The 13,817-nt window shown below is 42.6% G+C and carries 9 protein-coding genes and 1 tRNA gene; 3 read left to right on the forward strand and 7 right to left on the reverse strand.

The window, feature by feature from the left end; all coding sequences use genetic code 11:
- The first annotated feature begins 371 nt into the window (after positions 1–371).
- Both E2P86_RS10575 and E2P86_RS10580 read left to right on the forward strand, forming a co-directional pair.
- Positions 372–2,426 (forward strand): TonB-dependent receptor, encoded by a 2,055-nt coding sequence (locus E2P86_RS10575; RefSeq protein ID WP_166785186.1) that lies wholly within the window; start codon positions 372–374, stop codon positions 2,424–2,426.
- A 15-nt stretch (positions 2,427–2,441) separates the two neighbouring features.
- Entirely contained in the window at positions 2,442–3,059 is a 618-nt protein-coding gene (locus E2P86_RS10580; RefSeq protein ID WP_134432884.1) for a hypothetical protein, read from the forward strand.
- Positions 3,060–3,248: 189 nt separating this feature from the next.
- Here E2P86_RS10580 and obgE read toward each other — a convergent pair whose 3' ends face one another.
- The 3 genes from obgE to E2P86_RS10600 all read right to left on the reverse strand — a co-directional run bounded on the left by obgE (position 3,249) and on the right by E2P86_RS10600 (position 4,991).
- A complete protein-coding gene (obgE, locus tag E2P86_RS10590; RefSeq protein WP_134432888.1) occupies positions 3,249–4,250 on the reverse strand; it encodes a GTPase ObgE in 1,002 nt (333 codons plus the stop codon).
- A gap of 24 nt (positions 4,251–4,274) precedes the next feature.
- Positions 4,275–4,844: an adenylate kinase gene (locus tag E2P86_RS10595; RefSeq protein ID WP_134432890.1), complete on the reverse strand. Its 570-nt coding sequence runs from the start codon at positions 4,842–4,844 to the stop codon at positions 4,275–4,277.
- Positions 4,845–4,917: 73 nt separating this feature from the next.
- Positions 4,918–4,991, reverse strand: a tRNA-Arg gene (locus tag E2P86_RS10600).
- A 244-nt stretch (positions 4,992–5,235) separates the two neighbouring features.
- On the opposite strand from E2P86_RS10600, the gene E2P86_RS10605 reads away from it, so the two are divergent.
- Positions 5,236–7,305, forward strand: a complete 2,070-nt coding sequence (locus E2P86_RS10605; protein ID WP_134432892.1) for a M48 family metalloprotease — start codon at positions 5,236–5,238, stop codon at positions 7,303–7,305.
- Positions 7,306–7,435: 130 nt separating this feature from the next.
- Here E2P86_RS10605 and E2P86_RS10610 read toward each other — a convergent pair whose 3' ends face one another.
- From E2P86_RS10610 to E2P86_RS10625, 4 genes are read right to left on the reverse strand one after another with little or no spacing between them, the layout of a single operon-like run.
- Complete coding sequence (locus tag E2P86_RS10610) at positions 7,436–9,022, reverse strand: S8 family peptidase (protein ID WP_134432894.1); 1,587 nt, start codon at positions 9,020–9,022, stop codon at positions 7,436–7,438.
- 26 nt (positions 9,023–9,048) lie between these two features.
- On the reverse strand, positions 9,049–10,950 hold the full coding sequence (locus E2P86_RS10615; RefSeq protein WP_134432896.1) for a TlpA family protein disulfide reductase: 1,902 nt from the start codon (positions 10,948–10,950) through the stop codon (positions 9,049–9,051).
- A gap of 36 nt (positions 10,951–10,986) precedes the next feature.
- Positions 10,987–12,870, reverse strand: a complete 1,884-nt coding sequence (locus tag E2P86_RS10620) for a redoxin family protein (protein WP_134432898.1) — start codon at positions 12,868–12,870, stop codon at positions 10,987–10,989.
- Positions 12,871–12,897: 27 nt separating this feature from the next.
- Positions 12,898–13,803 (reverse strand): hypothetical protein, encoded by a 906-nt coding sequence (locus E2P86_RS10625; protein WP_134432900.1) that lies wholly within the window; start codon positions 13,801–13,803, stop codon positions 12,898–12,900.
- Positions 13,804–13,817 lie beyond the last annotated feature (14 nt).

Genomic DNA, 13,817 nt, shown 5'->3' on the forward strand with positions numbered 1-13,817 from the left:
CTAAGTAGTATTTTCTTAGCAGCGGGCTTGCAGTACACGCATAATACCAATCACAACCACTGTGATTCGAGTTGCGACAACGAAAAGCAGACCACAGACGACGGATGTTCACTATGTTGGTTCGTCGCGCATCAATTAGCCCTAGACACCCATTATGCTGTCGTTTCTATTACGGCGCAATCACATTTAATATTTACCGAGGACAAGCTGGAGCCGCACTTTCCACTGACCTCACCCCTAGTTGTTCAAAACGGAAACAAGGACCCGCCTTGCCTTTTTATATAAACGATCCATTATTTATATAAAAACTCAATATCCATTTGATGCAAAAAAAATGCTTCGGGCTATTGCTTTCGCTAGGAATTTCAGTAATGGCAAGTAACGCTCAATCTACAACAACCAAAGCGGAGGAAATCAAGCTTAAGGGGGTTGTCGTTACCGGCAAACAACGCGCTTCCTTAACAGCCAGTTCGCTTGTGTTGCGAAACCAAAATATACAAGAAAACAAAGGTAAAGTCTTAGCAGATGTTTTAAGTGACATGGCTGGAGTCTCTACAATTTCCATGGGCAATACCATTGTGAAACCGGTTATCAATGGCCTTCATAGCAATCGGATTCTATTGCTCAATAACGGTATTCGACACGAAGGACAGCAATGGGGTGCTGAACATGCTCCAGAGCTAGATCCATTTTCGGCGGATCGTATGGAGGTGGTCAAGGGTGCACAAGGTGTTCGTTATGGCGCTGATGCACTTGCTGGCGTAGTTTTACTTAGCCCACGTCCTATTGAAACGGAAAACCCGATAACCGGGAACATCGATCTTATTGGTCAAAGTAATGGTCGAGGGTTGACAATGAACGGTCGTCTAGAAGGAGGAATAAAAAAGATACCTCATCTAGGTTGGCGCATTCAGGCATCAGGCAAAAAAGTGGGTAATTATAAATCTGCCGACTACTATCTTGGCAATACGGGAGCCCGCGAGCTTAACTTTTCAGGAAGCTTGAACTATCGTTTTAAAACCAATGAAGTGGAGGTTTACTACAGTCACTTCGGGACGGAGCTGGGGATCTTTGCTGGCGCACATATCGGAACAGTGGAAGACATCCTTCCTCGGATAGCACATGGCCGTCCGTTTGAAACATATGATTTCACCTATGCTATCGCAGCACCAAGACAACGGGTGGATCACGACTTAGCCAAGTTCCGTTGGAGACGGCAGCTTTCCGACAGCAACTCGTTGGAGCTCTTATATGGTTTTCAACGCAATCATCGTCGAGAATATGACAAACGTCGCATTGAAAGTGATGATACCCCCATGGCAGATATGATCTTGACCACGCAAAATGTGGAAGCCGTGCTTAAAATATCGGATATGGCACTCGGCGTACAGGCGAATATTCAAGTGAACAATAACCAGTCGGGCACGGGAACAACACCTATCATTCCTAATTTCGACAATTTCAATATAGGCGCCTTTGCGACGAGACAGTTTTCGCTGGGCAACGTACTAGCAGAATTTGGCGGGCGCTATGATTTTAAACATCTGGATGCTGCAGGATACCGTTACGATTACAAAAATCAGCTTGAAAATGGGGTCGTCAATCAATACCTCATGACAGACCAACGTCGTTTCCATAATGTATCCGGTACGGCAGGAATTTTGTATCCTGTTTCCGAGAAACTTACTTGGAAGAGCAACCTGGGTTTAGCTTGGCGCGCTCCATCGGCCAATGAGTTATATAGCGATGGGGTTCATCATGGCAGTGGCACCTATGAAGTGGGAGACAAATCGCTAAAGAGCGAAAAGGGATTGAAGTGGGCCAATAGTTTACTCTGGAATACCCAAGCCCTTCAGGTCACACTCGATATCTATGGTCAATTGGTCTACGATTATATTTATGCCCAGCCAAATCCGGACTCTGTTCGGCAAACCATACGTGGGACTTTTCCGCTCTTTGCGTATGCGCAGCATGATGCCTTCTTCTACGGTGCAGATCTTTCGTTAGATTACCAGTTTTCACCGGCTCTTTCTTATCAGGTTAACGGCTCTTTGGTTCGCGCTAAAAATATCGACGCCAACACGTACTTGCCTTACATACCTGCAGATAGAATACGCCATGGTCTGCAATGGAATTTTCCTTTGGGAGCTTTACCGGTCAATTATTTGAAGGTTATGCATCGCTTCGTTGCCAAACAAGATCGCTATGAAGTTGGTTCCGATTATGCCACCCCTCCACCTGCGTATCATTTGGTGGATGCCATGGTGAGCACAAATGTTCCCTTAACGAACAGAAAAAATATAAACATACTCCTTCGGGTGGACAATCTACTCAACACCGAATATAAGGATTACATGGATCGTTTCCGCTATTATGCACATCAAATGGGTAGAAACATTAATTTAAGAATATCTTATCAGTTTTAACACACGTACATTATCATGAAAAAATTTAATACAATCCTACTTTTACTTGCCGTTCTATTTGTTGCACAATCTTGTTCTAAAGATGATCCTACAGCGGAGATTGACCAAGAGGAAGTTGGGGGAGCTAAACTCATCTTCACCGAGGTGGAGCGTGAAGCACACGGTGACCACTACCACTATAATGATATCCCGAATCCTGAAGTAGAAACGGTAGCATTTACGGGAAGCAACCTTGCTCCTGCCGTAGGCGCTCACCTTCATTTGGAACCGGGTAAAACGTACCGTTTGTCTTTAGTGGCGACAGACTTTATGGGCAGAGAGACGCAACAAACCTTTGTACAACGTGCAGCAGAGCACCAAGCCTTTATTCTAGGTGCGCCAACTGGAAGCTTAACGTATGTATATGCGGATCGCGATGCGGATAACAAGAAAATAAATGTAGGCGTAACGGGATACCTGACCATTGAAAAGGAAACTTCTACTTTTGTGTTCCGCTATGTTATGCGCCACTTGAATACCGGAGTTAAAGATCGTATCACGGCTGCAGATTGGAATAACACCAACTTCACGCAGTTTACAGGTGCAAATGACTTAGACCTTAAAGTGGAAGCTCACTTGACAGCAGGTCACTAGGTTTAGTTGGTAGTTGGTGGTTAGTGGTTGGTAGTTGGTGGTTAGTGGTTAGTAATTGGTGGTCAGTGGTTGATGAGTCATTAGGGACTTGTAGCTCTACAAACTATGAACGACGAACTACCAAACTACAAACAAAAAAAGAGAGACGCTATATAAGCGTCTCTCTTTTTTATCTAACAAGTCTAATAACTAATCCGCATTAATAGCTTGCCAGATCATATCTTTCATCTGCGTGATATTCTTTCCAGCTACCGATGAAATAAATATCGAAGGTATGCCTTTAGGTAAAGTCAAAGCCATCTCAGCCTCCAACTCATCATCCAACATATCAGACTTCGTAATTGCTAAGAGTCGCGGTTTGTCGATCAACTCCGGATTATAGGCCGTCAGCTCACTCAACAAAATATTATATTCCTCTTCAATACTTCGGTCCGTATCGGCAGGTACCATAAAGAGTAAAACAGAGTTACGCTCAATATGTCTTAGGAAACGATATCCTAAACCTTTGCCCTCCGAAGCACCTTCAATGATTCCCGGGATATCAGCCATCACGAATGACTTATTATCGCGGTAACGCACAATACCTAAGTTAGGTACTAACGTTGTGAACGGATAATCGGCAATCTCCGGTTTCGCTGCCGAAACAACAGAAAGCAAGGTCGATTTACCCGCATTCGGGAAACCTACTAAACCAACATCGGCAAGAACCTTCAATTCCAGGATGATCCATTGCTCTTTACCAGGTATCCCAGGTTGTGAGTAACGCGGTGTTTGCTGTGTCGGCGACTTAAAGTGCCAGTTTCCCAAACCACCCATACCACCTGGTGTCAGAATCTTTGTTTCACCATCTTCGGTAATATCAAATAAAACCTCTCCTGTTTCCGCATCGCGCGCAATTGTGCCTAGCGGAACTTCCAAGATTTCATCCTTACCATTTGCACCACTCCGCAATGCACTACCTCCTGGATCACCATTGGCCGCAATAATATGCTTCCGGTATTTCAAGTGTAGCAAAGTCCAGTGTTGCGTGGATCCTTTCAAAATGATATGTCCACCCCGGCCACCATCACCACCATCCGGACCACCTTTCGCCGTGTGTTTATCACGGTGCAAATGGGCCGAACCCGAGCCACCGTGCCCCGAGCGGCAGCAGACCTTTACATAATCAACAAAATTCGAGCCTTGGGCCATATCTATTCTTTACCTTTTTTAATATTAATATTGGTCGATAATCGCCGTCAAAGAACCAAAGATCTCTTCGATATCACCGATACCATTAACCTTTGCTAATTTTCCTTGCGCATCGTAGTACGGCAATACGTGAATCGTTTTGCTGAAGTACTCTTCAATACGTTTTTTCAATTTATCAGCTGCATCATCCGCACGACCCGAGATCTCTTGTCTCTTGGCAATACGTTGTGTCAGCTCTTCTTCCGTTACATCTAGCGCGACTACCCCTGTGATCTTTTCATCGATCGACGCCAAGAAAGCATCCAATGCCTCCGCTTGCGCCACCGTTCTTGGAAAACCGTCAAAAATAAAACCTTTTGCTTGTGGATTCTTTTTAATTTCTTCCTCAAGCATCGCAATGGTGATAGAATCCGGCACTAAATTACCGTCTGCAATAATTTGACTTACTTGTTGTCCAAGGTTAGTTTGATCTTTTATATGGACACGAAACAGGTCTCCAGTAGAAATATGTACCAATTGGTATTTTTCGATTAATTTCTCTGATTGAGTACCTTTTCCAGCTCCTGGAGGCCCAAATAAAACTAGGTTAAGCATAAGTTTACGCGTTTTATGTTCGAAAAAAAAAGCCTAATCCATCTTGTGAGAATTAGGCTTCGCTGTAACTAAGTGCGCTCAAAGGGAGTCGAACCCCTAACCTCCTGATCCGTAGTCAGGTGCTCTATCCAATTAAGCTATGAGCGCGGCAACCATCACATTTTGACTTATAGCCCCATCTGTTTTGGTGATGCAAATATAGGGAAATCTTAGTGCCCTGCAAACTTTTTTTCACTTTTTTGTCGCAAAAAAACGAATCTGTTGCACGATGTCCCGCAGAGCGATAGCCTAATCGTGTGGTTTGTATCAATTTATCGATTATTATTAAATCTCAATAAACATTTCAGTTTCTCTATAAAAAACTATACTTTCACCATTATTAACTCATTTTATGAAAGCAACCGTATCTGCGAACTTTAAAAAGTACGCAAAAAAGACTATTGTATCCATAGCAGTTTTTGCTGTTACCTATCTTTTTCTCTTATTCTTTGCTGTTGGGGTTACCTTCTTATTTGGCTGGTTAGGCATACAATTGTTCCTACTTTACCCGTCTTTTTATACCGGGATAGCTTGCTTAGGACTTATGGCAACAGGACTCACCGTTTTATTTTTTCTGATCAAATTTGTATTTGCCTCCAACAAAATTGACACCAGCCATCTCACTGAAATAACGCAGGAAGAAGAACCCGCTCTATTTGCAACGATTTACTATGTAGCCCGCACCGTGGAGACGAACCTTCCCAAACGGGTCTTTCTATCTTCGGATGTCAATGCCGCTGTTTTCTATAATTCTAATTTTTGGAGCATGTTTCTTCCGGTTCCAAAAAACCTACAAATTGGCGTTGGTTTAATCAATTCTACGACGCAGCAGGAGTTAATAGCCATCCTAGCGCACGAGTTTGGTCACTTCTCTCAACGCAGTATGAAGGTTGGTACCTACGTGTACCAAGCGAATCAAGTTATTTACAACATGCTTTATCGAAACGAGTCGCTGGACAATACGTTTCAATCGTGGGCCAACGCAACGGGGTATGCCGCGCCATTTATAGCGATTTCTATCTTTATCATCAAACAGATACAGCGTATTCTCAAAAAACTCTATACTTACCTAAATCTAAACTACATGGCTCTTTCTCGAGAGATGGAATTCCATGCAGATGAGATTGCCGCACATGTGGCCGGCTCACAAGCTCTTGCCGACTCCCTGTTACGTATAAACTTTGCAAGTAGCGCATTAGAATCAGTCTTAGCATTTTATGATCAAAAAACAAAAGAGAATATTAAAAGCGAAAATATATATCCCGAGCATCAATTTGTGATGAATACTTTCGCAGAACGCCACCAATACCTTATTGAAAATGGATTACCAAAAATAGATTTGACAACGATTCGAAAGTACAATAAGTCTAAATTGAATCTTGAAAATCAATGGGCATCCCACCCTTCGGATGAAGAACGGATCCATGCGTTGTCGAAATTAAATATTAGCAAAGATAAGGTTGCCTCAGATCATGCTATCCTACTGCTATCACAAGATGCACAAATCACAAAAGCAATATCAGACAAGCTGTTTTCAACGATAACCTATGAAAGTACACCTAGCGCTTTATCTTTGAGCCTGTTTAAAGAGAGTTTTACGGCCGAGTTCCGCAAACATCAATTCGATCCGATGTTCAATGATTTCTATGACAACAACGAACCAATTCTAACGGATTTAGCAGACAATAATGAAAAAGAAATAGACCTTACCTTCGAGGATCTGTTTTCCAACCAAAAAATGGACATGCTCTATACGTACGCCTCGGCACAAAGCGATAAATTCATGGTAGAAGCTATTGTAGAAGGCAATATCGATTTAAAAACATTTGATTACGATGGAATAAAGTATAACAAAAAGGATGCTCCTCAAGTACTCGAGCAGATAAACCACGAAGTAACGACCTTGCAGGATCAGATAAAAGAGAGTAATAAACAGGTTTATAGCTACTTCTTAAACTTAGCCACTCATCAAAACAGGAAAGATGAGTTCCTTCGACACTACCAAGAATATGCGACTGCACATGAAAAACATCAGGAGCAACTGCGCTTACACAACCAACTCTGTGAAGGCACACAGTTTATTTTTGTAACGACTCCATTTGAAGAGATCAGTGATAAATTGAAAGCTTTACAAGAACCGGTATCTCTGCTCCGAAAAAAATTAACACATGTACTGGAACAGCCTGACCTTCGTTTGCAATTTTCTGCTGAAGCGCTCCCGTCGATCCAGAAGTTTATCGATAACGAATTGGTCTACTTTGAAGCCAATGAATATATCTCAGAAAATCTGGAAGTGCTGTTTACGAACATCAATGAGTACAGAGTGATCATTGATAACACATACTTCACAAGCAAAAAGAACTACCTGCAGTCTCTGATCAAGCTCGAGAAAAATATTGATATGCTATCTACAGTAAGTTAAAGAGTCAGTAGGCATTTGTACACCTTATAAAACAAGTCGGCGAGCCGAGGTCTCCCCCAGCTCGCCAACAATCTAACGCCAATTAATATAACAACTAACTATTCTTTCGCTAAAAAACTTAAAACAACAGCTACTTTGCGTAAGTAGCGGCTAGTTTTAAGGCATTATATGCATTCACAATACCCCCTGTTACGCAAAGATCCGTAAACGCAAGCTCATTGTTCTTGCCATGCTGCATGACCAGCACCTTTTGTTCTACTTTAACAACAGACTGCATAATAATATCCTTAACCTGCACGGCTGTTAAATTCGGGTAATACGAACGGATTAAAGCCGCAAGCCCAGCGACAACCGGTGCCGCCATACTTGTGCCGCTCAACGCCTGATACTTAGAGCCTGGAACTGTTGAGTTCAAATCTACGCCCGGTGCGAATACATCCACCGTCGTTTTTCCATAGTTTGAGAAACTCGCTTTAATCGTACCATCGTTATCCCAACCGGAGGCGCCTACAGTAAGCCATGATGCAGCTGTACCACCATCCTCGTATTTAAAGTTTGGAAAGTTAGGTTCCTCCTCCAAGTTTTTGTTCTCGTTACCGGCAGCATGGATCAATAAAACATCCTTTGCAACGGCATACTTCACGGCATCATCAACGACGTTTTTGTCTGTCGCGTAGCCTTTACCGAAACTCATATTAATAACCTTTGCTCCATTATCCACCGCATAACGGATTGCATTCGCGACATCCTTATCGCGCTCATCGCCACTCGGTGTACAACGTACTGCCATGATAGCAACATGATTTGCAACCCCTTTAATACCGATTCCATTGTTACGATCAGCCGCAATAATACCCGCAACATGTGATCCATGCATCGCATCGGGGCCAGCCACATCCGTATTCCCATAAAACTGCTCTCGCGGATTATTAATATCGTCTCCGACGATACTACGTGGATTGAAATCAATGTTCAAGCTATATTCGACTTCCTCTTTTGCATGTTCATAGCCCCCTAATATCTGCTCTTGAAAGTATGTCTCGAAGCTACGTTCGCTCAATATTGGCAGTAAATATTTCCGGACATTGGTTTCTCGATTCGTTGTTGGCACAAAGTCTACAAAATCTTGATAGCTAGGATTTGTTTTACCCATCTTTACAACCGTATTCTCGACATCGTTCTTGAACATCTCATAATATTCCAGGTCAACCTTAGCCTTTAGCAGCCGCTCCTCCAACGTATTTTTGTTGACCAAATATGCCGTATAATCCTTTAAGTCGGCTTCCTTAACATCACTAATTTCAAGATGATCAAAACGCGCCCGATCACGACGTACCAACCGCGTCAGCTCCAACGCTTCATAATGTACATTCCCTGCTTTAGAACCTAAGAAACTCCACCCGTGGACATCATCAATGTAACCATTTTTGTCATCGTCCTTACCATTGCCACTTTTTTCCTTTTTGTTCACCCATAAAACAGACTTCAGATCTTCATGCTCAATATCAACCCCAGCATCTAAAACCGCAACTGTAACCGGAACATATTTCTTCCCTTTAAGAAGCTCGTTATATGCCCTTTCGGTACTGATACCGAATACCGAATCTGTTGCTAAATCCAAATTAAACCAGTTGCTCTTTTGGGCAACCGACAAAAATGGAAGGCCCACAGACCACACCAATAGCAACCCAACCTTCAATTTTCCTCTTCTAATCATTTTCCCTTTTTTTTAAAATCTATATGCTATTTTGATTGTTTGGCCAGCTCAACCATCAAGGAAAGCTCTTCGATGGTTTCCTCATCTTTACCCGAAAAACCATTCACAACAAAACGTTGATTTCCCTCACCATCAAGAATAACCTTCCTTGGAATACTTGCTGCTTTATATGCTTTGGCTGCATTGTTATCGATATCCATCGGCATCTTCAATCCACTAAATTGAGGGTTCTCTTTTAAGAAAGCTTTGATATTTTCAGCTACGTCGCCCTTCTCCCAACAGTTTACAAAAAGGAAAACTACATTTTCATCTTTACTGAATTTCTGTTGCGTCTTAATCATCGATGGAAACGATTTAATACAAGGTCCGCACCATGTCGCCCAAAAGTCAAGCACCACCACTTTACCTTTTAAGGATGCTAGTGAATAGGTATTTCCTTCCATATCGGTTAGGCTAAAATCAGGACCAGCGATTGAAATCATCTGCTCTCGCAGGGCTGCCTTTTTCTTCTCGCGGAACTCACTTTCCAATCCCTTTAAGTAAGGTTCAAAATTATCTGCTGTACCTTTTTCTTTCACATACAATGCTTTCAAATAGCCACGAACCGCTTCATTGGCCTGACCTTTCTTCACCACATCGATAATGATCGCCTTAGCCTCGTCTGCACTCTTGGTCTTTACCGCAAAGTCTACATAGATCTGGTTAGACATATAATCCGTGCCTGCCATAACATCCAGTGCAGCGCGTTTAGCAACCGCATACGCCTCTGTATTCTTACCATTTAGTCCCAACACATTCGCATATGTATTTAACGATAAAATATACGCCATCATAAACTGATCCTTCTCGGCTCCCTTCGGCAACGCATCTTTTGCATATTCCTGATCCATCCATTGCACTGTTTCTTGTGCCAGCATTTCAGCATCAGCCAGCTGCCTGCGCTCTGAAATCAATAAATTAGCGTACTGATAGTAATTGTAAATCCGTAAATTATCAGCCACTTCAGCATTTAATGCTGCTTTAAAGTTCGCGGTATCAAACTTCTTCATATACGCTTGAGCCAAAAAGATACGGACCAATGAACGACGGTGTAGCACGTCAGCTTCCTTCTTCCCTGCCGTAATCTCTAGATATTCAGCACTATATTTTTCACGATAATCCAACGGTAGATCACCAATTAGCTTTCCGTATAAAGAATTTCCATAAGTCGTCCCTTTTGGAAACCGTTTCATCACCAATTGTGTCAATGAATCTGCGGAATTCTTCCGATTAAGATTATAGTATCCACCAATGATCTGTCCATAATCTTCTTCCGTTAAATTTGCCTTTTGTTCATATTGTTTAATCGCTGCTTCAGCCATGAAAAAGCCTTTCTCAGGATCCGATTTTTTGAGAAGATTTACGTAGCTACCAAAAAAAAGCTTGTTTAATTCCGGATAATCTCGAAGATCTTGCGTCATCAACGCTAAGGCCTTCGTTAGATCGGGTTCCACTTTTATGCGTCTATCTCCCTGTTGATACAAAAGCGCCATTAGTGCGTTTGCGCCTTTTACCATTGTACCATTCTGGTATACCGCCGCTGTAAATCCTTTACCAGCATTACTGTCTTTTATAGCACCTTCTTCTTCAATGGCTATTGCAACCGTTGCTGCGCCATTATCTAGTTGAACATTTCCTAACCATTTATTAGACTTCTTCACCAGTGTAACAGTGCTCGAAATAAAACGAACCATACCATCGTTTACCCCCTGCACGACAACGGCTTTCAGGTTGGCCTGAGGTGCTGTCGCTTTCGATACATACTCAAAATCAAGCCCTTTTCCCTGCTGTGGCTTTTGCGGGTTAAACGTAACCGCTCCCCCAGATGTCTGAGCTTGGACGCTAAGCGATAGCAAGCCTCCGACTAAAATTGCAACAATGTTTTTCATTTACTTTGTATTGTGTGTTTATTTTATTGATATATCCTACTTCGCCATTTCCTTTGTCAAATCAATCATCGCAGAAAGCTCATTGACCAAATCCAGATCCTGACCAGCAAAGCCCGTCGCATAAAACTGGATCATACCGTGACGGTCAATTACAAACTTTGCGGGTATACTTTTGATACCATATGCTTGCATAGTCTTATCTTCTAGGTCGAACAAATACTGGAAATCGAATGATGGAAGTTGCTTTGCCAAAAATGTATTGACCATACTCAACTTATCATTCCCTTTTTCTCGGGTATTGATGAACAGGAAAACCACAGTATCATCATCTTGGTATTTCTTCCTTGTTTTGTCCATTGCTGGGAAAGACGCCAAACATGGTCCACACCAGGTGGCCCAGAAGTCAAGCACCACCGTTTTCCCCTTAAAAGACTCCAGGGATACGGGCTTTCCATGACTATCACTTAAGTAAAATGGAGGCGCCTGTTTGTTAAGCATCTTCTCCTTTAGCTCCTCACGGAGTTTCTCCTTTGCACCACTACTATTTCGTTCCAACCAGCTATTAAAACCATCAGGCATACTTCCGGAAGCTACGTACAAGCGTTTTGCCACTGCAATCACCACATCCGTATCACTTCCTTTTCCGAGTAATGTAGATGCCTCCAACAATCCAAGCGGCGCAGATAATACTTTCTCCGCATTAAGCATATACTGATCGTTGTAGGTATGATTTGCATAATCGGTCAAAACAATGGCTTGCTTGGCATAGGGTAGCGCCTCATCATACTGTTGAAAAGCATAATAGACTCTTCCCAAAAGATTAGCCACATCCGCATAACGCATTTTTATACTTTTACGCAGCACATCATTAGCTTGCTGTTTACCCGATTCAACAGCATCAAACTCCTGCTGTGCATCTGTATAAACTGCTTTTGCAAATTGCAGGGCATAATCTGGAAACTTCCGGTCGACAATAAGTTTTTCCGCGTATTTTTGATACGCAATATTCCGAGCTACCTGAGTCGCCTGCTGCATATATGCCGTAAACTTTTCCGGTTGATTGGCATCCATATAAGCCGTTGCCAACTGCACAGCCATATTCACCGAAAAATTGGGACCATTCACTTCTTTATTTCTGGTCGCTAAGGCTGTATATTGATCATAATATCGTTGTTTAGCTTCGATATTACTCTCTTGAAAAAACAAGGTGTAAAGCTCCTGCATCTTCCAATTTCCGTCCGGAAATTTACGTTTCAAATCATCTTGCAAAGCATTTGCGTTTTGAACGTCCTCGGTGGCACGAAACGCCTGAATAAACGCGGTATATTCCTGCTCTGACCATTCCTTATACGCCAACAGCTTACTTAAGTAGCTCTTTAGATCCTTCTTTGTATGCCATCTGGTTCCCCCATTCACTAAAGCCGCATATTCCCCAATATAAAGTGGAGCTCCTGCGGGATACAGTTCCAATTCGTGCTCAAACGACTTTATAGCTATAGCTGTATCCGGCTTAACTTTAAGGAGTCCTTTTGCGTACACCGTATGCATTCTTGCCGCAGACGCTAAGGCATATGGCACCTGTTTTTTTCGTACATATAAAAGTGCTCGATGGATAAAAGGCGTATCACCATCTGGTCCAGGAACAACAAAAGCAAGAGCCGTTGCTGCATGATCTAAAACAAAGGAAAGATGATACCCGCCGGACGTTTTGTATGCCGCAATATCAGTGGGTATAAAACCAACCTTTTTAAATTGATACACTTTTACATGAATGGTATCGGCCTTGTTTTTTTGATCTTGATAGTACACCGAGAGCTTTTCTCCCGGTGCTGGATATTTTGGTAATCCTGTTATTTTTTGAGCGTACAATCCCGAGCAGGCACCAAAAAGTGCTGCTACAGCAAGCGTTATTTTATACATAAGATTAGCTTTTAGCGTTTCATGATTCTATCGCGCGTTTCCAAAAATTTGGACATCTGTATCGTAATGCAGTAGATAATAATTGCGGACGATGTCGTATTTTTTCTTGATGAGTCCTTTAACATCGACCGAAGGAATCAGATACTTGGCTGCAAATTCCGCCTCTGTATACTTCGCCATCTCTTGCATATAGCACTGTAAATCGATCATAGCCGAAACACCTACGCCTGAAGGAAAGAACAACAATCCGTTTTCATTGGGGCGCATCAAGAGGTTAAGAAAGTTAGTGCTGCTATAATCGGTAACCAAACCAAAAGCAGGAGGCATTTCGATACTACGACTGGTTAGCGCAAGTTGCCACAAGTTATAGTGCAAAGCGCCACGCATCGTCTGTTTTTGTGCGGCTGTATACGATGAAAAGCCAGCATTCGCCACACCAATAGCCAAGTGCTTAAATCCAGGAATAATGGTCTGTGGATTCGTTTTCACGGTGTCATATAAGGTCGGGCTCTTCGGATTCTCAGTTAAAGGCCAGATGGCTGACGCCAAAAAAATACGATATGGTAGAAGCTTCTTAATAAGTTTTTCACTTCCCAATTCGAGATTTCCTTTAAACATAAAGTCCACCACTTCACCGACATGGGCTTCATCCCCTTCCACAGCAGCGTAACCTAATGGTTTTGTAACCTGGTTCCATCTAAAATCTGACGAATTAAACTTATAAAGAACGGCACACCCGTAGGTCTCGCTAACTTTAACCAGTGTTTCATCGTACGGGTGGTTGCCCTGAGGCAATGTATATATCATCGGTTCGGCACCGTTGGTTGGCGTAAGCGCCTCCTCTTTACTGCAAGAGACCAAGGCCAGTGCCATCCCGAAGCCGTAAAGGCCACGAGATAACAATCCTATTAATTTCATTTCTAATTTCTTCATGGTACTAGCTAATA

Source organism: Sphingobacterium psychroaquaticum (genome assembly GCF_004421025.1).
In the GTDB taxonomy this organism is placed as follows: Bacteria; Bacteroidota; Bacteroidia; order Sphingobacteriales; family Sphingobacteriaceae; genus Sphingobacterium; species Sphingobacterium psychroaquaticum.